This is a genomic window from Pedobacter sp. N23S346 (genome assembly GCF_048515415.1).
Classification (GTDB): domain Bacteria; phylum Bacteroidota; class Bacteroidia; order Sphingobacteriales; family Sphingobacteriaceae; genus Pedobacter.
In genome coordinates this window covers 102874-128154 of sequence record NZ_JBLYEE010000009.1, presented here as the reverse complement: position 1 = coordinate 128154, position 25281 = coordinate 102874, and the positions used below count along the sequence as shown (strand labels likewise).

26 protein-coding genes are annotated in these 25281 nt (G+C 39.2%); 11 read left to right on the top strand and 15 right to left on the bottom strand.

The features are described 5' to 3' along the window. The first annotated feature begins 11 nt into the window (after positions 1 to 11). Together ACN1CD_RS16330 and ACN1CD_RS16325 are read left to right on the top strand one after the other, a co-directional pair. Entirely contained in the window at positions 12 to 446 is a 435-nt protein-coding gene (locus ACN1CD_RS16330) for a DUF3052 domain-containing protein (protein WP_419131458.1), read from the top strand. Between the two features lie 217 nt (positions 447 to 663). Next, the gene (locus ACN1CD_RS16325; RefSeq protein ID WP_419131457.1) at positions 664 to 1212 is read left to right on the top strand and encodes a hypothetical protein; all 549 of its coding nucleotides are present in this window, start codon (positions 664 to 666) and stop codon (positions 1210 to 1212) included. 119 nt (positions 1213 to 1331) lie between these two features. On the opposite strand, the gene ACN1CD_RS16320 is transcribed toward ACN1CD_RS16325, so the two are convergent. From ACN1CD_RS16320 to ACN1CD_RS16300, 5 genes are all read right to left on the bottom strand, one after another. Beyond that, positions 1332 to 2063, bottom strand: a complete 732-nt coding sequence (locus tag ACN1CD_RS16320; RefSeq protein ID WP_419131456.1) for an SDR family oxidoreductase — start codon at positions 2061 to 2063, stop codon at positions 1332 to 1334. 300 nt (positions 2064 to 2363) lie between these two features. Continuing rightward, positions 2364 to 2576 (bottom strand): helix-turn-helix domain-containing protein, encoded by a 213-nt coding sequence (locus ACN1CD_RS16315; RefSeq protein ID WP_419131455.1) that lies wholly within the window; start codon positions 2574 to 2576, stop codon positions 2364 to 2366. Then, a complete protein-coding gene (locus ACN1CD_RS16310; protein WP_419131454.1) occupies positions 2573 to 3268 on the bottom strand; it encodes a hypothetical protein in 696 nt (231 codons plus the stop codon). Before ACN1CD_RS16310 ends, ACN1CD_RS16315 begins: the two co-directional genes overlap by 4 nt. 153 nt (positions 3269 to 3421) lie before the next feature. Next, positions 3422 to 4390: an NAD(P)-dependent oxidoreductase gene (locus tag ACN1CD_RS16305; RefSeq protein WP_419131453.1), complete on the bottom strand. Its 969-nt coding sequence runs from the start codon at positions 4388 to 4390 to the stop codon at positions 3422 to 3424. Between the two features lie 18 nt (positions 4391 to 4408). After that, positions 4409 to 4828 carry a DUF2000 domain-containing protein gene (locus ACN1CD_RS16300; RefSeq protein WP_419131452.1) on the bottom strand — a complete coding sequence of 140 codons (420 nt, stop codon included), beginning with the start codon at positions 4826 to 4828 and terminating at the stop codon, positions 4409 to 4411. A 121-nt stretch (positions 4829 to 4949) separates the two neighbouring features. Here ACN1CD_RS16300 and ACN1CD_RS16295 point away from each other — a divergent pair, with 121 nt between their 5' ends. After that, positions 4950 to 5450: an Lrp/AsnC family transcriptional regulator gene (locus ACN1CD_RS16295; protein ID WP_419131451.1), complete on the top strand. Its 501-nt coding sequence runs from the start codon at positions 4950 to 4952 to the stop codon at positions 5448 to 5450. Positions 5451 to 5453: 3 nt separating this feature from the next. Here ACN1CD_RS16295 and ACN1CD_RS16290 read toward each other — a convergent pair whose 3' ends face one another. The 8 genes from ACN1CD_RS16290 to ACN1CD_RS16255 form a co-directional block, all read right to left on the bottom strand. After that, complete coding sequence (locus tag ACN1CD_RS16290) at positions 5454 to 6038, bottom strand: hypothetical protein (RefSeq protein ID WP_419131450.1); 585 nt, start codon at positions 6036 to 6038, stop codon at positions 5454 to 5456. Positions 6039 to 6101: 63 nt separating this feature from the next. Continuing rightward, a complete protein-coding gene (locus ACN1CD_RS16285) occupies positions 6102 to 7388 on the bottom strand; it encodes a TolC family protein (protein WP_419131449.1) in 1287 nt (428 codons plus the stop codon). A 29-nt stretch (positions 7389 to 7417) separates the two neighbouring features. Next, positions 7418 to 10546, bottom strand: a complete 3129-nt coding sequence (locus ACN1CD_RS16280; RefSeq protein WP_419131448.1) for an efflux RND transporter permease subunit — start codon at positions 10544 to 10546, stop codon at positions 7418 to 7420. Positions 10547 to 10567: 21 nt separating this feature from the next. Then, complete coding sequence (locus ACN1CD_RS16275; protein ID WP_419131447.1) at positions 10568 to 11611, bottom strand: efflux RND transporter periplasmic adaptor subunit; 1044 nt, start codon at positions 11609 to 11611, stop codon at positions 10568 to 10570. Positions 11612 to 11869: 258 nt separating this feature from the next. After that, positions 11870 to 12775 (bottom strand): helix-turn-helix domain-containing protein, encoded by a 906-nt coding sequence (locus ACN1CD_RS16270; RefSeq protein ID WP_419131446.1) that lies wholly within the window; start codon positions 12773 to 12775, stop codon positions 11870 to 11872. 332 nt (positions 12776 to 13107) lie between these two features. Next, positions 13108 to 13653 (bottom strand): helix-turn-helix domain-containing protein, encoded by a 546-nt coding sequence (locus tag ACN1CD_RS16265; RefSeq protein WP_419131445.1) that lies wholly within the window; start codon positions 13651 to 13653, stop codon positions 13108 to 13110. Positions 13654 to 14639: 986 nt separating this feature from the next. Beyond that, positions 14640 to 15554 carry a helix-turn-helix domain-containing protein gene (locus tag ACN1CD_RS16260; RefSeq protein ID WP_419131444.1) on the bottom strand — a complete coding sequence of 305 codons (915 nt, stop codon included), beginning with the start codon at positions 15552 to 15554 and terminating at the stop codon, positions 14640 to 14642. Between the two features lie 78 nt (positions 15555 to 15632). Continuing rightward, positions 15633 to 16448, bottom strand: coding sequence for an SDR family oxidoreductase (locus ACN1CD_RS16255; RefSeq protein ID WP_419131443.1), 816 nt, complete (start codon positions 16446 to 16448; stop codon positions 15633 to 15635). A 570-nt stretch (positions 16449 to 17018) separates the two neighbouring features. On the opposite strand from ACN1CD_RS16255, the gene ACN1CD_RS16250 reads away from it, so the two are divergent. Then, the gene (locus ACN1CD_RS16250) at positions 17019 to 17252 is read left to right on the top strand and encodes a hypothetical protein (protein ID WP_419131442.1); all 234 of its coding nucleotides are present in this window, start codon (positions 17019 to 17021) and stop codon (positions 17250 to 17252) included. Positions 17253 to 17262: 10 nt separating this feature from the next. Beyond that, positions 17263 to 18069: a hypothetical protein gene (locus tag ACN1CD_RS16245; protein ID WP_419131441.1), complete on the top strand. Its 807-nt coding sequence runs from the start codon at positions 17263 to 17265 to the stop codon at positions 18067 to 18069. Between the two features lie 160 nt (positions 18070 to 18229). Here ACN1CD_RS16245 and ACN1CD_RS16240 read toward each other — a convergent pair whose 3' ends face one another. Further along, entirely contained in the window at positions 18230 to 18928 is a 699-nt protein-coding gene (locus ACN1CD_RS16240) for a LytR/AlgR family response regulator transcription factor (protein WP_419131440.1), read from the bottom strand. Positions 18929 to 18946: 18 nt separating this feature from the next. Continuing rightward, the gene (locus tag ACN1CD_RS16235; protein WP_419131439.1) at positions 18947 to 20020 is read right to left on the bottom strand and encodes a sensor histidine kinase; all 1074 of its coding nucleotides are present in this window, start codon (positions 20018 to 20020) and stop codon (positions 18947 to 18949) included. Between the two features lie 207 nt (positions 20021 to 20227). Between ACN1CD_RS16235 and ACN1CD_RS16230 the strand changes: the two genes are divergently transcribed. The 6 genes from ACN1CD_RS16230 to ACN1CD_RS16205 all read left to right on the top strand — a co-directional run bounded on the left by ACN1CD_RS16230 (position 20228) and on the right by ACN1CD_RS16205 (position 25278). Then, entirely contained in the window at positions 20228 to 21451 is a 1224-nt protein-coding gene (locus ACN1CD_RS16230; RefSeq protein WP_419131438.1) for a serine hydrolase domain-containing protein, read from the top strand. Between the two features lie 51 nt (positions 21452 to 21502). Further along, complete coding sequence (locus tag ACN1CD_RS16225; RefSeq protein WP_419131437.1) at positions 21503 to 22969, top strand: serine hydrolase domain-containing protein; 1467 nt, start codon at positions 21503 to 21505, stop codon at positions 22967 to 22969. A gap of 87 nt (positions 22970 to 23056) precedes the next feature. Beyond that, positions 23057 to 23503, top strand: a complete 447-nt coding sequence (locus tag ACN1CD_RS16220) for a hypothetical protein (RefSeq protein WP_419131436.1) — start codon at positions 23057 to 23059, stop codon at positions 23501 to 23503. 27 nt (positions 23504 to 23530) lie between these two features. Beyond that, complete coding sequence (locus ACN1CD_RS16215; RefSeq protein ID WP_419131435.1) at positions 23531 to 24067, top strand: hypothetical protein; 537 nt, start codon at positions 23531 to 23533, stop codon at positions 24065 to 24067. 30 nt (positions 24068 to 24097) lie between these two features. After that, positions 24098 to 24748 (top strand): hypothetical protein, encoded by a 651-nt coding sequence (locus tag ACN1CD_RS16210; RefSeq protein ID WP_419131434.1) that lies wholly within the window; start codon positions 24098 to 24100, stop codon positions 24746 to 24748. 248 nt (positions 24749 to 24996) lie between these two features. Beyond that, a complete protein-coding gene (locus ACN1CD_RS16205) occupies positions 24997 to 25278 on the top strand; it encodes a hypothetical protein (RefSeq protein WP_419131433.1) in 282 nt (93 codons plus the stop codon). Positions 25279 to 25281: the final 3 nt, after the last annotated feature.

Here is a 25281-nt window from a genome sequence, read left to right as displayed (position 1 = left end):
AAAAGAAATTGATGAAAACTTCAGGATACTCCGGAACGCCCCTGGCGAAAAAATTAGGCATCAAAGAGGGTTTTAAAATAAGGCTGATTGGTCAGCCTTATTATTATTTTGGCCTTTTTGAGGATATGCCAGCTAACGTTCACTTACTGGATGATAAAGAACCCAAGAAAAACCTGATCCATTATTTTACGAAATCTGCGGATGACCTGCGCCGCGATATCCCTTTGTTAAAAAATGAAATCTTCCCCAACGGAATAATATGGATCTCATGGCCAAAAAAAGCATCAAAGGTAATGACAGACATGACCGAAGATGTGGTACGGGGGCTTGCACTCCACAACGGGCTTGTGGACATTAAGGTCTGCGCAATAGATGAAATATGGTCGGGATTAAAATTGGTCATTCCGCTGAAAGACAGAAAGCCTCTGGTGAATATCCCTAGTTAAATAACACAACGCTCTATTTAATTATATACGTCAAATGAGAAGTCAAACTCACTAAATATATCATTGTTATTCAGGAGTTTAAGTCATTAGTGTACATAAAAAATAAAAGAAGTAGTACCTACTACGGACGGATATAAATTGTGCGTTTTTTTTAAGATGGCCAATAGGATACGGACATTTAATAACTAAAATTTTAATAATTTAAGAATCAAAAACCATGAAAAAAGTCACATTAATTGCAATTTTTGGCCTATCAGCCATATCATTTTCCTGCAAGCAAAAAACGGCAAACAACACAGCCGGAGGCAGCGATACCAACGCAGCAACTGAACAGCCTGTAACCGATACTGCTGCACCTGTAGCGCAGGGAAACGCTCCCAAAACTTACACGGCCACTTTTACACCCGATAGCGCCTTACTGGGTAAGCAAAAAGAAGCCTTTGTAAAAGTGATACCAGTAAGTGCGACAGATTTGAGCGACCCCGACAGAAAATCAGAGGGTATCGAGTTTACCTTTAAAATAAGTGTTACCAATAAAAATAAAATAGGAGGTTCTTCTGTTTTTGTAGGCCCTGCAGATTTTAGATTAACGTTGGATAATAACACAGCTATTTCACGATCAGAAGGAGGCGGAGTTAGCGTTGAAGCGGAATCGACTAAAGAATCGGAGCTGATTACGTTCCGTATTCCTGCCGGCACCAAACCTAAGGCCCTGAACCTGTTTTACGACGAAACAAGGGCATCTGTGGGCGTAAGCTTACAATAATAATATGCGATATACTACCAGCCCTTCCTGGTAAAGGAAGGGCTGGTAGTTGGTTTAGATGATAATTGCTTGAAAATTAATTATAACTCTTATATTTTATACAAAATAAGAATCAATATTTACCAAGGTAAAATTTCACCAGATTGAGAAAAAGTTCCTGTCGGACCATTTTCATCAATTAATGCCATCTCTACGCCTGATTTAGCGCCTTCTGCTGGAGTTAATGGAGCCTGATCTGAACCGATGGAGGTTTGCACCCAACCTGGATTTACTGCATTTACTTTAATTTTAGAATCACTCAATGCATTCGCCAGAAAAACGGTAAACTGGTTTAAGGCTGTTTTAGAGGCACTGTAAGCATATGGTTTTAAAGCGTATAGCCAATGTGTTTCATCTAAATGAACACCGAAGGAACCTGAAACGCTGCTGACATTAACAATGCGTCCGGCATCACTTTTTCTAATTGCAGGCAATAGCGCTTGGGTCAGTTCAACAGTTCCAAAATAATTAATATCAAAAGTATCACGAAGGGTTTTTAATGTAACAGTTTCAGTATTATTTCCGAACCATTCACCGTCTAAAAATACTGCTGCGTTGTTGATCAGGATGTCCAATGCGCCATGCTCGCCCTCAATGTAGTTTTTAACGTTTTCTATATCTGTAGAATCACTGATGTCCAGTTTGATGTAGGTAACATCTAACGACAAGTCTCTTAAAATTCCTTCTGCCTTTTTACCTTCTGTTTCATTTCTCGCACCTAATAAAACCTTGATATTCTGTTGTGCAAGTTGTTTCGCTGTTTCAAAACCAATGCCTTTATTGGCGCCGGTTACTAATGCTATCTTTGTCATAATTGTAATTTTTATAATTTTAATACAAAGATAAAACGGATAGCATAGCCGGTGTTAGCGTAAATAAAACCAATCCTTACTATAATCAAACTTAACTCGTTTAAGAAGCAGTCTAAAATTATAATTTATCAACTTACGAAATTTCAAAAGGCTGCGCACTACAGAATTTCACAAGTTTTAATGACAGTAACATAAAACTTTCGATTATTTCCCACAACAAAGGCCACCAAAACTTCGCAAGCTGATCTTTATTCATGAAACTTAGCCAATTCTAAGATCTATAAAAGACCTATTTGTTCCTTATATGACCTTTCTGTAATCTGTAGGAGAAGTGTTTGCATGTTTTTTAAAAAACAGATTGAAATGTGACGGCTCCACAAAACCGAGTGCAAAAGAGATCTCAGCAATGTGCCAGTTGGTTAATTTTAATAAGATCTTAGCCTCTTGAACAATTCTTGCTGCGATGATCTCACTTACCGTTCTTCCTTTGGATAATTTTACCTGGCGGTTCAAATAATTTGGATGAAGCGACAGGTTGTCTGCGAAATCTTTTGGAGTTTTAATTTGATCTCATTCTGCGGAGATTCTATGGGAAACTGTGATTCCAATAATCTGATGAAGGAACAGGCAATCACCTCGGTCGTATTATTTGTTTTTACGAATGAGCTAACCGGAGCGAGCTTTTGTGCATTAAAAATGATTTCGAGCAGGTAAGTACGTTGCAGATTACTTTTAAAGGCACTATTTTCGTGTTTTTCATTGAAAATTTTAGCGTAGATATCAATAAAATCTTTTGTTTGCTCATCTGTGAGCGAATAGATGTTCTGCCTGCCCGGTTTATAGATCGGGAATTCTAGTAAACGGTAACCACTGTTAGCTTTGGTAATAAACTCCTCTTTAAACACGCAGCTGATCCCGGCATATCCCGAATCATTCGCATGCACCCCAAAAGGAATTTTGGTAGTGGTAAAAAGTAGTGAATTGCCCGAAATATCAATTTTTCTATCCTCGAATTCAAGTTGATATTCCCCTTGCAATAAAGTGGCCGTGTAAAATATTTTCCTGCTATATTCAAATGAAAGAAATGGGTTATCGGCTATGCCCAGATCCAGTATGTGAAAAATATCTGCGTCATTTTGAATGGTTTCTGATACCGCAGCGGGTCTTGAGGGGGCAATAGAAGATGTATCATCAGATATTCTCATATACTAAGATAGGTAAAAAATTTATAGAAATTGGTGTTGTGATTTTGCAAAAAACATGCTGAACAGGCAAAAAGCCAGCTGAAAGACCAATCACAATTCCTGAGTTAATATTATCTAGACCATAATTTGAGCACTAAAGCAAGGTGTTTTTTACTATGGAGCAGCTTCAATCCCATTCACAACATTCTTTGGCCTTCCCGAATAATAACTCAAAATATTATCGACAATCTGCTCGGTATTTCTGGAGATAGAGTCACGGCTAACGAAAGCTATATGCGATGATAAAATGAGGTTTTCTCCAGTATAACTTAATAAGGGATCGCTTGCCTCAGGTGGCTCATTTTCCAATACATCGCACGCAGCTCCCGCAATAATACCATTTTGAAGTGCATTAGCCAGGTCATGTTCATCAACTAACCCTCCGCGGCCGCAATTAATAAGCAAAGCCTCCCCTTTCATTTGGTTAATTTCGAACGCGGAAATCATTTTATAAGTCTGTTCATTCAGTGGCGCCAGCAGCACGATAATGTCACTCTCTTTTAAAACACTGGAAAAGGGTGTATAGCCTGGCCGGGTTTGCTCACTACCCTTTCGCTCAGCAAGTAAAACATTCATGCCGAGTGCCATCGCCTTTGTTTCTAAATGCCTTCCCAATGTGCCGTATCCCACAATCCCGATGGTACTACCAAATATTTCTTTATTTGGCGGATACATGATGAGGTAACTTCCTTTCGCCTGTTTCTCCCACGCGCCGTTTCTTACTGCATTATGGTAAGGTATCAAATTCCGTCTCAAACTAAAAATAAAGGAAAGTATGTGCTCACTTACCGAATTTGTGCACCAGTTCTGAATATTGCAGACCACAATGCCATATCTCGATGCTGCCGATACATCTATTGTATTGTAACCAGTGCTGTTTGTGCTGATCATTTTGAGCTTTGGCAAAAGTGCAAAATGATGCTCGTTTAAGGCCACCTTATGTGTGAGGACAACTTCAGCATCCTTTAATCTTTCAATAAGTTCTTCAGGATTGGTATCTTCATATTCCTTCCAGCTGCATTCAAATGGCATTTCCGGAAAGTCAGACAGAAAGTTTTGCTTATCAAGAACGACTATTTTCATACAAATGAATTTGAATAATTAGATTAATGACAGACCTTTTGTAGTTTTATTGATTGCATTTTTACCCGCTATTAATGCAATACCGAGGTAAATAATTTCCTTGCCTCCCGCTATAGCAATACTTTCCTGATACTCTTCATAGGTTCGTGCTTGCTGCGCCAGGGTCGAAAAATCGAAAATGTATTTGTCTTCAGCATCCAGGTTCAGGAATTTTTCCCTGATGGAAATAATTTCCTCAGGGGTAGCACCCAGGATAGGTATAGGTAGCCGGGTTAACCCCTGATGCGTAATACCATCTTTATCCACGATATCATGTCCAACAATGCCCTGCACTTTATGGCCAATTGAAATGGAGAGTATACTTGCCACATTAGCTGCTACACCCTTTGGCAATGAACTGTCTATAATGATGACACACTTTTTTTGATCAATATCCATAATGATAATATGTTTCAACAAAATTATGTAGTTTGCATTATTAAGTTCCAATATTAATTTAAATTGCGACTTTAAACTGATTTACAGATAAAAACAGGAATAAATAGCAATAACACCATCGATGGAAAAAATTAAAGGAAAAAATCTTCTGCCCCCTCTCGACAGGGTTGACAAACTGATTCTACAACACCTTCAAAAAAATGCTAAATTCGATATTCAAGTCCTGTCGAATACATTAAATATGACAAAGACACCTATCTACAAAAGAATCGTTTCTTTGGAAGATGCCGGGTATATTACAGGATACGTTGCCCTGGTAGATCGAAAACTGGTAGGCCTGCCATTGATGGTTTTTTGTGCAGTATCATTGAATATCCAGAATGCGGAGTTTATTGAACAATTCAATCAGAAGGTCAGGGCAATAGAGGAGATAGTAGAGTGCTACCTGACAGGAGGCGTTTTCGACTTTATCCTAAAAGTGATCGTGAAGGATTTGGAGGAGTACAATAATTTTGCATCAAAAAAATTGGCAACCATTCCAAATGTAGGTAAGATTCAAAGTTCATTCGTACTCGATGAGATTAAGTACTCGACTATTCTACCGATCAGGGTACCCGAATAAAAGTTACTGGTTCATCTTAGCCAGAAATTCCTCGCTGATTTTATATTGCTGATCAAAAATACTGTTGAGTTGCCTTTGGTTCAGCAACAACTTGCGCTGAAAAACCCGAAAGCAGTTAAATAACTCCTCATCAAGCACAGTAATAAATTCATTTAATACAGCTGGTGTAACCACATCATCAGTTTTACTAACTAAGAGATAACATTTGGGATGATCTAAAATACGATTTCTGACCAGGCTGTAAACCTCCTCAAGTTTATGATAATTTTCCTGCTCCATAGAACTTTCTAGCGTCAGGTAAATCCTGTAATGTGTCTTTACAAAAGAATAACGGGCTTTTAGAACGAGAAGAAGATTTTCACGAAAATTTTTCGAGGTGTCAAATGCATTCACAACTTGCCTGTAATATTTTTGTAAGAGCCGCTCCATGACTGCGATAGTCAGAAGATCCTTAAATGGATAACATTGATACACCTGGCCCGGGAGCACATCCAGTACTTTTGCAATCTCCTGAAAAGTAGTTTTAAGAATTCCAAAGTAAGTATACCGTCTCATGGCAACTTTTACAACAAGTCTACTGTCTATCATTGGTTCAACTCTAAGTCGATAATTAAATACAATAGCCAAAGCAAGTTTGACTATCGTATTTCTTTAATTTAATTCTCCAAGGGCTTTCCTGAGTATCACTTCATTAATTTTATATTCTATACGCGCATCAATGGTACTGTTGTAAGCATTCTGCCATATCGCCTGTGCTTCCAACACATCCTTACCAACAATTGTACCCGCCTTCAGCCTGTCTTCAGTGATCCTTAAATTCTCCGAAGACTGCACCAGAGAAAGATCCGAAAGCTTGATCTTTCTGGAAGATTGATTCAATTGCAAGTAGGCATTCTGAACCTCCAAATCCACAAATTCTTTTGACTCGGCCAACTGTTGCTGCTGCATTGCAATTTTAAAAGACTGTTCTCTAACCTTGTTGGATTTTTTGCCCCAATCAAAAATAGGAATACTGATGGTAGCTAATCCATAATAGCTGGCCATGAAATTTGAGCCATCTTTTATATTCACGCGCTTACCCGCTGTTCCGAAGCCACTTGCGGCAAGCGCAAAAGTTGGCAACCTATCCCCCATAAGAATTTTCTTCTGAAGCTCCTGAACTTCAATGGACTTTTTCAGAATTGCGATTTCCGGCCTGCGTTCCGAATTCAGGTTGATGTTAGGCCTGGTTAATTCCATGAAATTGCCAGAGACGGTGTCGCTAAGCTTGAAATCAGTTTCCCCGGCATTTCCGATCACTTGCGCCAGGCTCAGTTTAGCCATGACCAAGCCATCCTCAGCCTTACCCAGGTTTAATTCGGCTTCGTTCAAACTAACCTGAACCTCTAAAAGATCATTTTTATAAATCAGTCCGGCATCATGTGAGTTCCTCAGGTCTTTTTCCAGAGATTGCAACATCGCCTTAAATTTGGTAGCAAGAACAATTTTTTCATTAACCTGTACCACTTGCCAATAGGCTTTTTCCACATTCAGTAATACCTCTGCAGCAGTTAATACTTTGTTCACTTCAGAGATCTCTATTCCTTTCCCGGCAGCAGATTTGCCATTTTTAATTTTTCCGCCCGCGTAAATTGGTACTGAAGCAGTTAAGCTACCATTTCCAACAAATTCAGGTATCATGCCATCCAATGCACCACCAAGAGGCTTTCCCAAATGCAGGCCTATCACCGATGCATCAAGGGCAGGTTTAGAAGAAGCCACCACAGATTGATAAGATGCTTTTGCGGCATCAATCCCACTTTGGGCAATCTTCATTTTTTTGTTATGCTCCAGGGCCTTGTTCCTGCAATCATCGAGGCTATAAACTAGCGTCTGCTGGGCATATAGATATTGAACTGCAAACACAAAAAATGCAGTCACTGAAATTTTTAGAGTCATTTCTTATATTTTAAAAATAATTGTAATGATTAGTGATGCGTTGGTTTATAAAGAATTTCTGTTTCAGCATCTTCCGCTTCCAAATTATCCGGTTCTGGTTTGATAAACTTATAATACAGTACCGGAACCACAAACAGCGTGAGAATCATAGAAACAATAAGTCCAAATGCCAGAACACTCCCCAGTGGCGCCCACATCGGCGACTTGCTGATAATCATTGGCACCACCCCTACCGCAGCAGCGGCTGAAGTCAGAAAAATCGGACGCATTCTTCTTTTAGCAGCAGCAAGTGCCGCCGCTTTGATCTTATACCCATGTTCGTGAATAAGCTCATCTGCATAATCCACCAAAATAATCCCATTTCTTACTACAATTCCAATCAAACTAACGATCCCCATAAAAGCAGTCATACCCAAAGGGTTACCTGTAAGATACAATCCCGAAAAGGCACCTAATAGGCTTAATGGGAAGGTAGCCAGGATAATCAAAGATTTTCCTACATTCTTAAACTGAAACAGCAGCGTTAAAAAGATCAATATCAAGCTTACACCAAGAGAGATCATCATTGGAGGCGTATTGTCTGCACTGGATTCCTCATCACCACCATAGGCAATCCTTACCCCGTCTGGAAGTGCTATCTTATCTATTTCAGGTCTTATGTTTTTGATGATTCTTGATGGCTTAAGCCCGAGTTGACATTCAGACAGCACGTTTAAGGTACGCAGCCCGTTTCTGTGGGCAATCATACCGGTATGCCATTCAGGAGTAAGCTCAGCAACTTCCTTTATGGCCACCTTATTACCATAGGCCGAGGTGAGGTGAATATTTTCCAGGGAGCTGATATTGCTTCTGCTCAAGGAATCATAACGAAGGAAGATATCAACAGGCTTGTCGCCTTCCCAAAGTGTAGAGATAGCATAGCCCCTAAGCCCGGCACCAAGGGTTTGCGTAAGCGCCATATTGGATATACCCAATCTGTTTGCCTTATCCTGGTCTACCTTAAGCTTTATCCCGAAATAATCTTCTCCATTGTCGAGCCTCACATAGTTGGTACCCTCTGCTTTCTCTAAAATCTCTTTTATCTGTACAGCAACCCGCTTCTGTGCGATAAAATCATCACTAATCACCCTGATTTCGATGGGTGCACCTTCCTGAAAACTAAGCTGCTTAATCTTAATCTGTCCATCAGGAAGAAAACCCTTTAGCTTTTGTAAATATTCATGCACCATTTCTTCAGTTTCCTCATTACCTTTGGTGGTGATAAACACCTGGGCAAAGTTCCTTCTCGGTGATTCTGGTGCGTATGAGGTGTGAAAACGCGGGGAACTCATGCCTACAAAACTGGTTACCCTTTCTACCCTTTTATCGTTATTCAGAATTTTCTCTAGTCTTTTAACCTGCTCTTCGGTTTGAGAGAGAGAACTACCTGAAGGCATCCAAAGCTCCATATTGAACTGATTTCGCTCACTGATCGGGAAAAACTGAGGATCAACCTTACCAGCGATCAATACAGCCAGTAATACCGCTGCAACAGCAGAGACCATGGTCATCCTCGGCCACCTGAAGCAGAACTCCACACCCACATCAAAAATATTTTGAATTCTATCCAGCAGACTTTTCTTTAACGGACGATCAGACATTTTATGCTTAAGCCCTTTTTTGATAAATACATAACACATGTATGGCGTTAAGAGTAAAGCGACAAGCATGGATGTGATCAAAGCAATAGCAACAGTTATTGGCAGTGACAGCATGAAATCCTTTGCAATACCATCCATAAAAATAGCCAGCGGAGCAAAGGCGAATATAATGGCAAGGGTTGCCGTGAATATAGGTAGAGAAAGCTGTTTCGCAGATGTCCATGCCGCTGTCCAGGGCGTTATTCCCTCATCAAGTTTCTCAATATAATTATCTACCACCACAATTGCATTATCCACTACCATTCCCAGCACAATGATCAGTGCAGCCAGTGTAACCTGATGAAGCTCCAATCCAACCATTTTCATGATTCCAAAAGTGATTAATATAGATATCGGTGCGGCCACAGAAGAAACTGCTGCCACCCTGATTGGCAAAAGAAGCATAACCACAATAATTACGGAAACAATTGCCAGGGCAAATTCTTTCATAAAGTCGCTGATGCTGTGTCCCACCGCTTCTGGCTGGTTTACAATGGTATTAATTTTGATATCCTGTGGAAATGACTTTTGAATTTCGCTGATGCGCTGCTCTACATCGGTACCAAACTGCACAATGTTATTTCCAGGCTGCATATCGATGGACAGTACCATGGTTGTCATCTCACCCATTCTCACATAGGAGGATTTTTCTTCGAACCGTCTCTCCAATACCGCTACATCCTTTAACCTGACAAGCGAACCATTAGGCTGGGTATAAACGATTTGACTGGCCAGGTCTGCTTCTGTTTTGAAACGGCTATTGGTATAAATAGGCACAACATTATTTGAACTGCTATTGAGCTCGCCAGAATAGAAGGTTACATTTTGTTGTTGAAGAGTTCTCATTAACGTTGAAATGTCGAATCCATACTGCTCCAATTTCTTGTCATTAACGTTGACATAAAGCTGTTGCCGCTGTCCACCAGTTCGATTAATTTTTGATACTGTTGGAATGGTCTTTAGCCCATCCTCCAGTTTATCCAGGTATTTTTCTATTTCGGCATAACTTCTTCCGTTAGATGATACGCCAATAATCATAGCAGTAACATCGCTGAAGCTGCTGTTTACGAATGGCCCAATGACACCACTGGGTAGCTTACTACGAAGATTGGCATCCATATCCAGCTGCATGGTATGCCAGAATTTCTTCCTGTCTTTCACCTCGGTATTCATCTCCACGGTAAGAAAGGTTTGCCCCTCTTTTGTTTCGGATTTTGTCTTCCGTTTTTTAATCTCCTCAAAAGAGAAAAGGTATTGTTCTACCTTTTTAGTTACTTCTTGTTCTACCTGTTTCTCATCTGCACCGGGATAGAATGCAAAAACCAAAGCGGTAGGCATATCAATCCTCGGATTTTCACTACGAGGCATATTTTTAAGGGCATACATCCCCATTACAAGCAATAATCCGGTAACCAGCAGCACCACTTGTTTATGCTTCATCGCGGCTTCCAGAAAATGCAGTTTTTTGTGATTACTCATTGTCTATAGCTATATTTAACCTTAAAATTGAACTTTGCTTCCGTCTTTTAAATTGGTCTGACCACTAACCACCAGGTGATCTCCGGGATTGATTCCAGATTTGATTATGACTTGGTTATCTCCGGTAACGCCAGCTGGAGAAATACGCCTTTTAATGGCTGTTTTTTGTTCCTTGTCTAAAACAAATACATAATTTAATTCATCCTGGTCTCTAACGATCGAACTTGCCGGAACTGAAATACCCTGTTTATTAATTCCTGTTTTAATATTTAAATTGGCAATCATTCCGGGAAGCAATTTGCCCGCATTATTCTTCAGTCTTATTTTTACAGCGTATGTTTTTGATGTATTGTCTGCCTGTGGGTTAATAATATCGATACTTCCCTGAACAGTGGTTTTAAGTGCAGGAATCTCTACCATAGCCGTTTTTCCAATGGAGAGGTGGCTGATCTCACTTTCGGCTACTGAAACGGTTGCATATACCTGATCGGTTTTCAATAAGGTAAAAGCAGGCTGACCAGGTGCCACCATCGCTCCCCGTTCTACCATCTTTGCAGATACGATTCCTGCATAGGGCGCATATAACCTGGTATCAGTAAGCTTCTTTTTAGCAAGACTAGTATTTGCTTTTGCCTGTACGAGGGCAGTTTTTACAGTGATGAAATCACGTTCAGGAAGACTCCCCTTGCTATGGAGTTCATTTAACCGGTTGAAATTATCCTGGGCCTGCTCTTCAGAAGCCTTTGCAATCTGGAAGGCATTATTATAATCTACAGTTTCTATGGAAGCCAGCAACTGACCCGCAGAAACCCTCTGTCCTTCCTGAACATTTACGGAGATAACCCTACCCGGAACAGAAAAACCCATAGCTACGCTAATATCTGCTTCGATACTTCCACTGTAAAAAAACTCCTCCGGAAGTTCAGCGGCATTAACTTTATGGACGGTGACCTTTACAGGAGCATCCATTGAACCCTTTTCCGCTTTCTTTTCATTTCCACATCCATATACGAGCGCTATGGCCAGAAAAAATAACCTTGTGTTTTGTTTAATGATTGACGACATGATAGATGTTGAGCTTAAGCTGTTTGAAAATGGATGTATGAAAATGAAAAGAGGGAGAAACTGGAATCACCTAAAGCGAAACTGAATACCATTTCACTTGAGGAAGGACAACTAAGCGTAAGAATAGCGAATGCCGAGGAGTTAAGATTTAATTTCATATTATGCTTCTATATTTTTTAGTACCGGTCAATTGGTATTGACGGACAAATATGAAACATAATAAAGCGATGAAAAAGGTTAAGTTGTATGCTTAATTGGTCAAAATGGTGGATTTTGAGCTATTGAGCTGATGGCTCTATATTGAGAGGGAGAAATTCCAGTATATTTTTTAAAATATTTTCCAAAGAAAGATTGGTCACTAAAACACAATTCAAAGGCTACCTGGCCAACGTTCAGGACATGAGCAGAGAGTAATACCTTCGCCTCCCTAATAACCATTTCATCGATAAACTCCCCCGCGGTTTTACCGGTAACCTGCTTTACCACCTGAGAAAGATGCCTGGGCGTTACATAGAGAGCTTTCGAATAAAACTCAATTCTTCTTTCTGTTTTGAAATTTTCTGCAAGAATCAACAAAAAGTCGCTGGTAAGCTCTTCCTTTCGATTTTGCTGAACAGGATTTCCTGACCAGTATTTACCATTCACCAGTACCACTTCGTAAAATACAGACAAAAAGGTATGCCTGATTATTTCTTTGATATGAGGTGTGTGATCTGGCAGTGCCAGCTTTCTACCTAAGGCAGTAATGTGAAAAGTCATCTCCTGGTATTCTTCCGGAGATAATGCCACTTTACGTATTGCAGATTCTGAAAACACTTGCATGATTTCACCACTGTTCATGAAAATACCTTGTTTTTTAAGATAATCTCGCTGAAAACTCAAACATAAAAATTCTACATCAGCAGACATTGTTATGATCTCAAACATCGCATCCGGAACCACAAAAAACACCTCTTTTTCTGTCAAATCATAGGATACGAAGTCATAATTTAAACTCATACTCCCCTTCTTCGTCACCACTACAGCAAAGGAATTTGATCTAAATGGTTCGTTAAGCGCAAAAACGGGAAGTAACTCAACCTGAGAATTCACAACCATGCCGCCAGATTTGTCCAATTCTTCTTCTAATTCGAACATCCGGGATTTTGTGGTGCTATTCTGCATTTGTACTTCCGATTATAATTGAAACGTATGGCAATAATAATCAAAAAGACCCTTTCCGCAAAATTGACAAACATTTGCAACAAACAGATCTTCGCATCTGACGCTATTTTTGGTAAAATCAATTATGTAACCGAGACAAATTAAAAATGTAAAAAGTGGAAATCTTATCAAAACTACAGGAACGCTTATCCAAACTGCAGATCGTAAGGATCCTAATAAAAAGTGGCTACCACCCAACAGAAATTTATTGATCGAGATTAAAATGTGCCATCCCTGATTTTATCTTGATCCCGGCTTGCAGTCGTGTAGCATGTGGATTTTAAATTAATAAATCACTTCATCACCGGCACACCAACCCCCTCATATTCCTTAATAATTTGTTGTGCAGAGGTAATTTCACTTTCCAGTATAGAAAGTTGATGGCGCAGCAAAACTTGTTGATGAAGGCCGCAGGCTTTTAATTTATCTAAACACCTGATTTCGAGCACACCCACATAAGGATTAACAGCTTTACCCAGTAACTTTTTTTTCAGTTTGTTAAGCAAACGCCACAGCTTACGGTTGCTGGCATAAGCCTCTTCCATTCTCAAAAGTTTTTCTTGTAGCATTTCATACTTCTGCTCCGCAAGTTTCTGATCGTAGGTTAGCTTTTTGAGCATGGCCACTAAAGCTTTCTGATCATTTAAACTGATTTTTTCTGTCAATTGGATCTCGTCCATATTTTCCATTAAGCGTTCAATGGTGCTTAACATGGTTAATGCTTTAGGATTAAGCTCGCGTAAACCCTTTTCATATAAACTGCCTGTGGTTTTATTACTCCCAATCAGTTTAGCCATATCGGTTTGTGTTAACCCGATTTGATCTCTTAATTTTTTCATGCTGCGAAATTTTAATCCAATTTACGTTATTTTAGAAACAAAATTATCCGAAACATTTTTTTGTTTCGAGAAAAAGTGTTTCACATTTATTATTGGCCTTGCTATTAAAGCAAATTCGCTTTTCTAATCGCTGCTACCAGTAAATCTTGCCAGCGTGTTCAATGTGGCAGTAGCTGGTAAACTGGTATACCTTACCTTCCCCAAAATACGCTTAAGGGTGGTAACGCTTATAAAATACCGGTGCTATTTTCGATTTCATTGCTGAGCTGTTTTAAATTTCATAAAAGAAGATCAACTTGCGAAGTTTTGGTGGCCTTTGTTGGGGGAAATACTTCGAAAGTTTTATAGTACTCTCATCAAAACTTGAGAAATTCTTTAGCGCATAGGCTTTGAAATTTCATGAACGAAGATCAACTTGCGAAGTTTTGGTGGCCTTTGTTGGGGAAAATACTTCGCAAGTTTTAGCGTACCGTCATCAAAACTTGTGAAATTCTTTAAGCATAGGCTTTTGAAATTTCATGAACGAAGATCAACTTGCGAAGTTTTGGTGGCCTTTGTTGAGGAAAATACTTCGCAAGTTTTAGCGTACCGTCATCAAAACTTGTGAAATTCTTTAGCGCATAGGCTTTTGAAATTTCATGAACGAAGATCAACTTGCGAAGTTTTGGTGGCCTTTGTTGGGGGAAATACTTCGAAAGTTTTAGCGTACCGTCATCAAAACTTGCGAAATTCTTTAAGCATAGGCTTTTTAAATTTCATGAACGAAGATCAACTTGCGAAGTTTTGGTGGCCTTTGTTGGGGGAAATACTTCGAAAGTTTTATAGTACTCTCATCAAAACTTGCGAAATTCTTTAACGCATAGGCTTTTGAAATTTGTAAGTTGATAAATCATAATTCTTAGACAGCTTCTAAGAATAGATCAAGTATATATCCTAATCTGCATAACGTCCTCTTGATTTTCATTATTCTTTTTTCATTGCTGGCATCAATTCATATTCCTGAATTTGATAGGAGTTTTCCCTGTTTTTTGCTTGAACAGTTTATTAAAATATTGAGGATAATCAAAGCCTAATTCATATGCAATCTCACTAACAGATTTATTTGTACTGATCAGCTTGCTTTTAGCTTCCTCAATTAAATAAAAATGAATATGGTCCTGAGTATTTTTACCAGTTTCTTTTTTGAGTAAATCGCTTAAATATCCAGGTGATAAATGCACCTTTTCGGATAGGTATTTTACTGTAGGCAAGCCCTTTTCTTGCTTATTGTCCTGGTTGTAATACTCGGTGAGAACTTTCTCAAACTGAACGAGCACTGAATTATTGGAACTCTTCCTTGTTATAAATTGCCGTCCGTAAAAACGGCTGCAATAATTGAGCAGCAACTCAATCGTGGAGACGATAATGTTCTGGCTATGTACGTCTATATTCTCTTCAAGTTCAGTGTTAATTTTGGATACGCAATTATATAAAACATGCTTTTCCTTTTCAGACAAATGAAGCGCTTCCGAAGTTTCATAAGAAAAAAAGCTGTAGTCCTTCATTTTGTCATTTAAGGAAGTTGCCCGGATTAGATCAGGATGAAAGAATAATCCCCAACCCATTATGTTTTCAGACGCTTGCTCATTATTGTCAATTTCGATGACCTGATTGGGTGCCATGCAGATTAAACTACCATCCTGAAAATCAATGATCTTGCGACCATACTTGATTTTATTATCAGGATAGTTTTTAAACATGATGGAGTAGTAATCTGCAGACATTTTTATTTCACAGTCTATTTGCTGATTCACTTTGCTAAAGTCTACCACACCAACCAGAGGATGGTGGATATCGTTAGCCAGTCCGAATAGTAAAAATATCTCCGAGATCGTTTGTAAATGAATAATTTTACTCATCATGTCATAGGGGTTTTCGTAAATATGATAATTATTGAAGCCATTACCAATGCAATGGTTCCAATAATCTAGTTAAAGGAACTAAATTCCGAATTGGGCCTTTATTCCTGACTCAAAAGATTCATCATCATGCTGCTTGTGATTTGCGATCATAAATTCCGCATCTTCGCCTGCTATGTATCTCAATTGCGTGGTATCATCTGTGGCTGCCTGGTAAATAACATTAGCAATAACACTTGCCGGTGAAGCATTTTGAAATAAGGACTGCATAGCTGACATGATTTTTCCAATAAAGGGTTGGTATTCTGCGTAAGTTTCATTGTTGCTAAAATCAAGGGAACGCCCCGTAAAGTCAGTAGTGATAGCACCTGGCTCAATAATCTTTACTTTACCTCCAAATTCTGAAACTTCGTATTTCAAGGATTCAGAAATACCTTCCACAGCAAATTTAGTTCCGTGGTACAGCGCTCCTAATGGAAACGCCATTTTGCCTCCAATAGAAGAAATGTTAATAATTATGCCGCTGCTATTTCCACGGAAATGTGGTAGCAATGCTTTGGTAACATCTAAAAGACCAATCACATTTGTATTAAACTGACGGATGATTTTCTCCCTTGAAAAAGATTCTAAAGGACCATAGGCACCATAACCCGCATTATTAAGTAATACATCAATCCTTCCAAATGTTTCGATCCCCTTATTTACCGCGGTTTCAATAGAATCTAAATCCAAAACGTCCAGCCTGGTTACCAGAACATTTTCTAATAGATTTAATTCAGTTTCACTTTCAGGTTTACGCATGGTGGCAATAACGTTCCAACCTTCCCGCTGAAATAGTTTTGCTGTTTCTTTTCCTAACCCACTGCTTGTTCCAGTTATTAAAATTGTCTTTCTCATTTCTTTGATTTTAATTATGATATAAAGGTCGAATTAACGAATTGATGGCAGGTAAGACGAATTCAGGAAATTTGTATTGTTTTTGCTGAACTTTGTGCCAAAAGGAGGAAAAGACAGCCGTAAAATAGGTATTTATGGCGACTGGGCTTTAGGAATCGATACTCTTGGTTCGCAGCATGATTAAACCACGTACCAGTCGAGGCCACATTGATTTTATCAAAATTCCCTCATTTTTTGACCACCTATAAAGAAACAATCATATAGCCTATACAACGTACTTTCTGATAAATAGACTTAGCCCATATTATGCTGCGATTTATACTGACGGTAAATCCACAGTGGGCATGCACCCATCACCAATAAAAGCAAGCCACTCTTTTCTTCCAGAAAATAACGCAGTAGTATCTAGGCTTAACACAATTATTCAAAAATATTCATTCTACTTATCGTTAAGGTAAAGCTTCTCGGCTTATTTCTTATAGATGGTATCTTTATCATACCGCTGCTAACTTTGTAGATATTAATATTATTGTTGTAAAACAATATGTTATTTTTGTATCTTTAAGTATTATGGCAACAAGATCAAAAACAGTACATAAAAGGAAAAGCAGATGGGGAACCAAAGACGGGTTTGCTTATCTGACTAAAAGACTGCTTGTAGGTAAAGCTCAAAGCGCAGGTAAAATAGCGGCCAAGAATGCGATGGAAGTTATGGGCTATGTAGTTACAGTTAAGGATGGATGGGTTGTCCGTGCGCACAGTGATGGCCGTGTGGAAAAGATAGAAGAGTTGCAGACGGCCTAATTCTATAGCTTTGGCTGAAAAAAAATCCTCTCAGTTACGACTACGTGTATTCGCCGGACCAAACGGATCGGGAAAGAGCACAATCATCAAAACAATCCGCAGTACTCAGGTAAACGAGAACCAAAAGCTCGACGTTGGTATTTATATTAATGCTGATGATATTGCACAGAACCTAAAAACTGGACGCTTTACTTTTACCCCTTATCAGGTTGGCGCGGCCAAAGATGAACTGATCGATTTTGCGGGGTCTCAGGGACTGCTTTTTGGCGGTTTTTCCAAAGTTAAATTTGAGAAAGCTTTTTCCTTAGAAGGAAATAAGCTGAAAGTAATTAATATGGACGATTTAGACAGGGTTGCGCAGATTGTAGCCAGGTTCCTCAGACACGCATTAATCAAGGCAAAAAAAAGATTTTCTTTCGAAACCGTATTTTCCCATGAATCCAATCTAGAAGACATGCGTCTTGCTGCTGCTGCAGGCTATAAGGTATATCTGTATTTTGTAGGTACAGAATCGCCTGAAATCAACAAATACCGGGTCACGCTGCGTGTCAGGGAGGGTGGACATAACGTTCCTGCTGAAAGAATAGAACAACGATACTACAGGTCTCTGGAGTTTCTATACGATGCAGCCGAGATTGCCTATCAGGCTTACTTCTTTGATAACTCAGTCAACGATGCGCCATACAAGGTTGCCGGACACTTTAAAGTTGTATCCGGAGTAAAAGTGTGGGACGATACACTGCCCGAAAATGCATCATTTTGGTTCAAAAAATATTATATTAACAAAATCGAAAAACCTCCTGGGAAAGAAGTATAATGTATTGTTAATTAATGACTAAAAACTTGAATCGAGTTAAAGCCTAATTATTACTGCACCCGGGAGTCAATCTCGCAGCCACTTTGGTCCGGATTAGGCGGGTTACTTTCGTTGAAATACGCACTATATATCTCGCTGAGGCATACTTGCTCAGCCAATGCTAAATTTTTAATTTCTTTAGCACGTATTCTTTATAACTTAGACCAATAGGAAGATTTTTATTCCCAATAGATATTTCGCTCCCGCTAAAGGAAGTAACTTTATCTAAATTAACAATAAAGGAGCGGTGGATGCGGATTAGGGGGAACGACATGATATCAGGTTCGAGATCACCGATCTTATATCTTATAGTGAGTGAACTATTTGTGCAAACAATTAATATATTATCTTTAAGGCTTTCTATATATAAGATATCCTCGGTATTTAACCGGTGATTTCGTAATCCGGACTTCAAAAATAAATAAGGATTCGGCGTTCTTACTGCAGCAATAGAGTTTCCAGCTTTACGCTCTCGCAAATACCGGTCTACCGCTTTGAAAAATCGTTCAAAGGTTATCGGTTTAAGGAGATAGTCGACGATATCAAGGTCATAACCATCAATGGCATATTCCCGATAAGCTGTTGTCACGATCACCGCTGGTGGATCCTTTAGGCCTTTCAAAAAGTCAATACCCTTCATTTGGGGCATTTTGATATCCAAAAACATCAGGTCGACTGGAATAGTTCTTAAGATTTCCAGTGCCTTTATAGCAGTGGAACAGGTGGCAACGACCTCGAAAGCATCCAGTTGAGCAAGGTGGTTCTGCACTAGTTTTATGGCAAGCGGTTCGTCATCAACCAGAAGGCATTTTATTTTCATATACCCAAAACGATTTTGTTATACTTCTTCCAGATCAATTCCCAATTCTACCTCGTATATATGGTTGATCCTCTTTATATTTAAATTATACCGCAACGGATAGACCAGATCAAGCTGCCGCGTAACATTGTTTAAGCCTATGCGATTGTCCCCAGTTTCAGGTTCATCATCCAGAATACTATTTGTGACCTTGAAGCTAAGGTGACCATTTTGCAGATGGAGATTGATTGCGATAAAGGGGTAGCCGGCATCCATGCCCGCGCCATGTTTAAATGCATTTTCCACGAAAGATAATAAAATCAATGGTGCGATGCTTGCCTCCCTGTCAATTATATAATCAAAATTTACCTGTAGCCGTTCGTCATACCTAAGCTTTTCCAATGCAAGATAGTTCTCGATCAGTTTGATTTCCGATGAAATAGAGACATAAGCAGTGTTACACCGGTAAAGCACATGATCGAGTATCTCAGACAAGCCGGCTATCGATCTTGAGGTAACAGGAGAGTTCATCAGCGACAGCGAATAAATGTTGTTCAGGGTATTGAATAAAAAATGCGGGTTGAGCTGGCTTCGTAAAGCTTTGAGTTCCGTTTCTGCCTTTTCTTTCTCCAGCATCAGCGAACGTTGCTGAACCACGTACTGATCACGGATCAGTTTAACAAAAGCGAATACCCAGGCCGCAGAAAATGATAGGGCAAAATAATGTGTAACTAATTTTGGAAGATCAGATAGTATCTGCCATAGCGATTCCTGCGCGAAAGGAGGTGTTCTGATCAGCGGTTCCAAAAGGTATATAACAGCGATACGGGAGCAAGCAGAGATAAGGTAAGAACCTGCAATAAAATAGACAACTACCTCAAAATAGTTCTTCGAGCGCATTAATTTAGGAATAATGAGGTAGGCAAGAAAATACGACGCTAGCATCGTAACCGATATATAATAAATTTGACGGTATATAATACTGTCGAATTGTTTATATTCTTCAATATCGTACCGGTTCATGAAAAGCAATGCAACTATCAGCCAAAAGATGACGTGCGTTTGAAAACGGTGAGTCAGGCTGAACTTAACGATTCTTTCGATCAATGGCATGATCAAATATAGCACATAGAAGAATTACCCTCACCAAACACGACAGAATAGCGGAAAACCCTCCTGAAAAGGGCAAATTCAAAGATGAAATGAAATATGTGGTCGTATAGCAGTTTCTGTACATCCTTTTGGCTTTTCTGGCAGAGTTGTGTTGCAGATAAATTATTTTACTCGATTTTCATCGAAGTTTTCAAAGAAATTATCAAGATGAGATCACAAATTAACATCATTACTTTGCTTTTATGCATTACCATAGGTGCAACGGCCTACGGGCAACAGATTGGACAATCACCAGTAAAATATATAAGCTCAATTGACAGCATTATACAGAAAAAAATGGATGATGCACAACTGGTAGGCTTAGGTGCAGCCATTATCGTCGACAAGAAATTGGTTTGGTCAAAAGGGTATGGTTACGCTGACCGGGAGAACAAGGTGCCATTCACTACATCAACAGTGATGAACATTGCATCGATTTCTAAAACCATTACCGGGGCCTGCCTAATGAAAGCCGTGGAGCAGGGAAAACTTTCCCTTGATGAAGATATCAATACCTATCTACCCTTTAAGATTCATAACCCATTCTTTCCGAAAGAGAAAATCACCTTGCGTAACCTGGCTACCCATACCTCCGGCCTGAATGACAGGTTCCCTTTTTATACCTCCGACAGCTTATATGTTAACGGGAAAGATTCAGAGGAAGCACTGGGCGGTTTTCTGAAAAACTATTTTACAACTGGTGGCAAATATTATTCAAAAGAAAATTTTCTCGATCATAAGCCGGGTACGTTTCGTGAGTATTCAAATCTCGGCACGGCGCTGGCCGGCTACATCGTTGAAGTACGGACAGGTAAAAAGCTGAACGACTACAGCCGGGAATATCTATTCAAGCCATTAAAAATGGATGACACAGGCTGGTTCCTGTCAGAGATCAATCTGAAAAAACACACCAGGCTTTACCAGAAACAGGCGGATAGCAGTATTAAATTGATTCCGATATATGGAATTACCACTTATCCCGATGGTGGCGTACGTACGTCGGTTAGTGACCTATCCCACTTCTTCATCTGTTTACTGAACGACGGTAAATTTCAAAACAGACAGGTTCTCAGGGAGAAAACGGTGCAGGAGATGCTCCGGTTTCAGTTCGATGATGCGCATAAACCTGAAAATGTGGTGCCAGCTCAGCTGAATTCCGGCATTTTCTGGTCTACCAAGATGGGTGGAAAAAGGATCGGGCACAATGGCTCCGACTTTGGTGTAAGGACTTTCATGCTTTCTGATCTTAAAAAGGAAGTTGCGGTGATTATGTTCATCAATACCTCACTGCTGGAAACAGAGGAGGCCAAATTCTTTGGTATTTACAATGAGCTTTATAAATACGGTGTTCAGATGAGGAATAGTAGCCATGCAAGTAGCACAGGAAATTAGATTCATTTCCAAAAAGTAGAACTAATTTAATTAATAGCAATCAAATATAAGATGAACCTTAAATTTAGTAAAGCATTCTTTTTACTGACCCTCTTTATGTTTTCATGTGTCGTGCTTAAATCGCAGAAAAAGTATTCACAAGAGGTTGAAAGTAAAATAGCACAAGTTGAAGATCAGTTGGCCAGCTGGGTAGAAATAGAAAATACACCTAAATGGAATTTGAAAGAGCGGATGAATTTCTATAAAATAAAGGGCTTAAGTATTGCCGTTATAAAAGATTATAAACTCGAATGGGCAAAAGGGTATGGCTGGGCTGATTCAGCAGAAAGCAGGAGTGTTACCCCTGCAACTCTCTTTCAAGCAGCTTCAATAAGTAAATCACTGAATGCGTTAGGTATGTTAAAATTAGCAGAGAACAAGAGTATCGACCTCAATAGAGATATAAATACTTATTTACATTCATGGAAATTTCCTTATGATTCCATATCGAAAGGCAAGAAGATCACCATTTTAAATTTATTGAGTCATACGGGTGGCATAAATGTTAGTGGATTTAATGGATATAAGAAACTTGAATCCTTACCCAATATTATCCAGATTTTGAACGGAATTAAACCCGCAAACAGCGACGCTGTAAAATCTGTTTTTGAACCCGATTTAAAATACAAGTATTCGGGAGGAGGAACAGTGATCTCTCAATTAATTATTGAGGATGTATCCGGCAAAAAATATGCTGATTACATGAAGCGTAACATTTTAAGACCTATTGGGATGCAAAATAGCTTTTACACGAATACCACATTAAAAAGCAAGCTTAAACTGTTAGCCACAGGTTACAATGGAAACAAGGAAGTAGAAATGAAATATCACATTTATCCGGAACAGGCAGCAGCAGGATTATGGACAAATCCAACAGAATTATCAAAATATGTAATTGAAGTTCAAAAATCCTTGTTAGGCGAATCAAACAAATCACTTAGTCAAGAAATGACAAAACTCATGCTTACGCCTTATCTTGATAATTCTGCTGCCTTGGGTATTTTTATTGAAGATAAAGAAGGAACAAAATATTTCAGACATGGTGGCGTCAATGAAGGCTTTACCAGCCTGTATTTTGGCAGCTTAAAAGATGGAAATGGCGTAGTGGTGATGTGCAATTCTACAGATAAAACCATACTCTATGAAATCATCAACAGTATAGCAACTGTTTATAAATGGAAAAACTTCTACAAGCCTGAATTGAAAAAAGTTATAAAAATTAACAGCAGTGAATTAACGAAATTTACAGGCAAATATAGCTCTAATGATCGGGAATACATTATTTCGCAAGATAAGGGGAATCTATTTTTAGAGCTGTCAGGGCAAAAGTGGCAAGTTTATTTTACTTCTGAAACTGATTTTTTTATGTACCAGGCTCCAGGGATTAACAATCAATTTATTTATAGCAATAATAAAATTGAAGGATTTAAAATTAATCTTGACGGTAGCAAAAATATCGTGGTAAAAAAAACAGAATAATAACTTTCGGGACATCGGTTAGGGTATTCTAACAGATGCCTTAAGCGATCACAATAAACAATATTTTATAATTTAATCAAAATAACAATGAAAAAGATCATGATAATTTGTGCGGGCCTGATGATATTCGGGACGACATTAACTAAGGCCCAAGCCATTCTGGACAAAATTGATAGGGCATCTGATAGGGCAGACCGTGCGGGCCGTACTGCGGACCGGACAAAAAGTACTGGCGATAAAATACTGGGGCTGTTAGGGAAAAAGAAAGATGGTTCTTCAATAACCAAAACTACCGTAAAGCTCAGCGGTGTGGACTTTGCAACTTTGAAAAATATTAATGAGAAACTCCAAGGAGCAAAGGGAATTGAAAGTACAAAGATGAAGTTCAGCTCTTCGGGTTCTTCACTCATGCTTCAGCATTCAGGCTCGACACCAGATATCCTCAAAACGTTGCAAAAAGCCGCACCGCAAATATTTGCTGAAAAGAATATCGATGGCATGGATGACGGTGAGATCTCTGTTAAGCTAAAATAAACATGTTTTATCCCAGACATATATTCGATGAAAAATCAAAAAATAAGAGTACAACTTGCAGTATTGGCGTTGGCAATACTTGGCTTATCGGCCTGTAGTAAGAACGGTGGTGAAACCACCAGCGATACCGAGAAATTCCTTACCTGTAAGCTAAACGGGCAATATTACGAATTCAATTACCGGGTGAACGCCAACGATAAACCTGCTACCGATACTGTACATTTTGTGGTAGTCGGCGGATGGGAAAAACAGGACATGATCAAGGGGTTTGGTATCGACCTGTTTCTTCCCGGAGGAGCAAAAGAAACTACCTATGTAGCTGAAGGTACGACCGCACTTTCCCTTCACGGTAAATATTATATCCAGAATATGAAAGACGGAAAGATCGTGGGTACCACCGGCTATAATGGCGGAACCAGCGAAGGAACCAGTTTTAAATTGACCATTACCAGTTTAACAGATTGGGGCGTAAAAGGAACTTTTTCAGGTAAATTGAAACTGGTTGGTGCTGGTGATGAATACGTTACCGTAACCGAAGGAAAATTTTCAGCACCCTACAATTGATTTTTACATTAACCTTTAATACCTTTAAATATGAGAAAATACTTTTTGATTACCGTGCTGCTTATTGTCTTTAGCAGCCTTTCCGTATTTCAGGCGGCAGCGCAAAATATTGATTTTAACGAAGATTTCTCCAGATACGAGATTGGCGCAACCCCACGCAGTATTAAAACAAATGGCGCGGCGACGATTGCCCGCCCTGCCAGCCAGCAGGCTAAGTGGCTATTACTTCAGGATAACATATCCTATAAATTGAACAGGCCTGCTTCCCTTCCTAAGAGCTTTACTTTTGAATTTGATATACTGGCGCAGGCAGAGCAAATTAAGGACATATCACCAATTTCTTTTGGTTTTGTGAAAGACAATGCTGTACGGGATTACATCAGCAACGGCGGAGCTTTTGTGCAACTGCATTATTATGATGCGGACGCTGTTAACATTGGCAACTATGATTTAAGTAAGGAAGCAAACACCAGGTTCGATCTTTCGGCAACCGCCAACCGCACACTGCATGTCAAGCTGGTCATAAGCGGCAATCAAATGACCGTATATCTGGATAACACCAAGCTGGCAGACACTATACTTTTTCAACCCAAGGCAGCCCGGTATTTTTACATCAGTGGCCCTAATAAATCTGAAAATGGTGCAAAGCTGTTCATCAGCAATATCAGCATACATTCCTAAAATTTTAGGTTATCCAATCACATATACTGATCTACAACTAAGCCTATTCATTTAAGAAGAAGCTTAGTTGTAACAAAAGCAGTTTTATCGCAGTCTTAATTTATATATTAATAGTAATCCCTTAAGATGAAACGCAAACCTGCCTTATTTTTTCTGTTAATGGTGAGCTGACCAAGTTCTATATCTGCTTGCTAGGTGACGGGAAATATGATCGAAAGGAGATACTAAAAAGCAAATCCGTACAGGGGATGCTCAAGTTTCAATTTAGTGATACCAATAAGCCAGAAAATGTAAATCCGGCAAAATTGAATTCCGGCCTGTTTTGGGTAACTAAAATGGGTGGTACGCGAATCGGCCACAATGGTTCTGATCCTGGTGTGCGAACCTTTATGCTGTCTGATCTGAAGAAGGAAATAGCGGTGATTTTCTTTGCTAATACATCACTTGGCGAGAAAGAGGAAGACAGGTTTTTTGAGATTTATAATATATTTTATAATTATGGAATTACATTAAAGAAAAAAACTAAATGATCT

What these genes read in the sequence shown, in the direction of transcription:
- ACN1CD_RS16330 (WP_419131458.1), top strand. Translation starts at nt 12, where the DNA reads ATGAAAACTTCAGGATACTCCGGAACGCCCCTGGCGAAAAAATTAGGC.
- ACN1CD_RS16325 (WP_419131457.1), top strand. Translation starts at nt 664, where the DNA reads ATGAAAAAAGTCACATTAATTGCAATTTTTGGCCTATCAGCCATATCA.
- ACN1CD_RS16320 (WP_419131456.1), bottom strand. Translation starts at nt 2,063, where the DNA reads ATGACAAAGATAGCATTAGTAACCGGCGCCAATAAAGGCATTGGTTTT.
- ACN1CD_RS16310 (WP_419131454.1), bottom strand. Translation starts at nt 3,268, where the DNA reads ATGAGAATATCTGATGATACATCTTCTATTGCCCCCTCAAGACCCGCT.
- ACN1CD_RS16305 (WP_419131453.1), bottom strand. Translation starts at nt 4,390, where the DNA reads ATGAAAATAGTCGTTCTTGATAAGCAAAACTTTCTGTCTGACTTTCCG.
- ACN1CD_RS16300 (WP_419131452.1), bottom strand. Translation starts at nt 4,828, where the DNA reads ATGGATATTGATCAAAAAAAGTGTGTCATCATTATAGACAGTTCATTG.
- ACN1CD_RS16295 (WP_419131451.1), top strand. Translation starts at nt 4,950, where the DNA reads ATGGAAAAAATTAAAGGAAAAAATCTTCTGCCCCCTCTCGACAGGGTT.
- ACN1CD_RS16290 (WP_419131450.1), bottom strand. Translation starts at nt 6,038, where the DNA reads ATGATAGACAGTAGACTTGTTGTAAAAGTTGCCATGAGACGGTATACT.
- ACN1CD_RS16285 (WP_419131449.1), bottom strand. Translation starts at nt 7,388, where the DNA reads ATGACTCTAAAAATTTCAGTGACTGCATTTTTTGTGTTTGCAGTTCAA.
- ACN1CD_RS16280 (WP_419131448.1), bottom strand. Translation starts at nt 10,546, where the DNA reads ATGAGTAATCACAAAAAACTGCATTTTCTGGAAGCCGCGATGAAGCAT.
- ACN1CD_RS16275 (WP_419131447.1), bottom strand. Translation starts at nt 11,611, where the DNA reads ATGTCGTCAATCATTAAACAAAACACAAGGTTATTTTTTCTGGCCATA.
- ACN1CD_RS16270 (WP_419131446.1), bottom strand. Translation starts at nt 12,775, where the DNA reads ATGCAGAATAGCACCACAAAATCCCGGATGTTCGAATTAGAAGAAGAA.
- ACN1CD_RS16265 (WP_419131445.1), bottom strand. Translation starts at nt 13,653, where the DNA reads ATGAAAAAATTAAGAGATCAAATCGGGTTAACACAAACCGATATGGCT.
- ACN1CD_RS16260 (WP_419131444.1), bottom strand. Translation starts at nt 15,554, where the DNA reads ATGATGAGTAAAATTATTCATTTACAAACGATCTCGGAGATATTTTTA.
- ACN1CD_RS16255 (WP_419131443.1), bottom strand. Translation starts at nt 16,448, where the DNA reads ATGAGAAAGACAATTTTAATAACTGGAACAAGCAGTGGGTTAGGAAAA.
- ACN1CD_RS16250 (WP_419131442.1), top strand. Translation starts at nt 17,019, where the DNA reads ATGGCAACAAGATCAAAAACAGTACATAAAAGGAAAAGCAGATGGGGA.
- ACN1CD_RS16240 (WP_419131440.1), bottom strand. Translation starts at nt 18,928, where the DNA reads ATGAAAATAAAATGCCTTCTGGTTGATGACGAACCGCTTGCCATAAAA.
- ACN1CD_RS16235 (WP_419131439.1), bottom strand. Translation starts at nt 20,020, where the DNA reads ATGCCATTGATCGAAAGAATCGTTAAGTTCAGCCTGACTCACCGTTTT.
- ACN1CD_RS16230 (WP_419131438.1), top strand. Translation starts at nt 20,228, where the DNA reads ATGAGATCACAAATTAACATCATTACTTTGCTTTTATGCATTACCATA.
- ACN1CD_RS16225 (WP_419131437.1), top strand. Translation starts at nt 21,503, where the DNA reads ATGAACCTTAAATTTAGTAAAGCATTCTTTTTACTGACCCTCTTTATG.
- ACN1CD_RS16220 (WP_419131436.1), top strand. Translation starts at nt 23,057, where the DNA reads ATGAAAAAGATCATGATAATTTGTGCGGGCCTGATGATATTCGGGACG.
- ACN1CD_RS16215 (WP_419131435.1), top strand. Translation starts at nt 23,531, where the DNA reads ATGAAAAATCAAAAAATAAGAGTACAACTTGCAGTATTGGCGTTGGCA.
- ACN1CD_RS16210 (WP_419131434.1), top strand. Translation starts at nt 24,098, where the DNA reads ATGAGAAAATACTTTTTGATTACCGTGCTGCTTATTGTCTTTAGCAGC.
- ACN1CD_RS16205 (WP_419131433.1), top strand. Translation starts at nt 24,997, where the DNA reads ATGCTCAAGTTTCAATTTAGTGATACCAATAAGCCAGAAAATGTAAAT.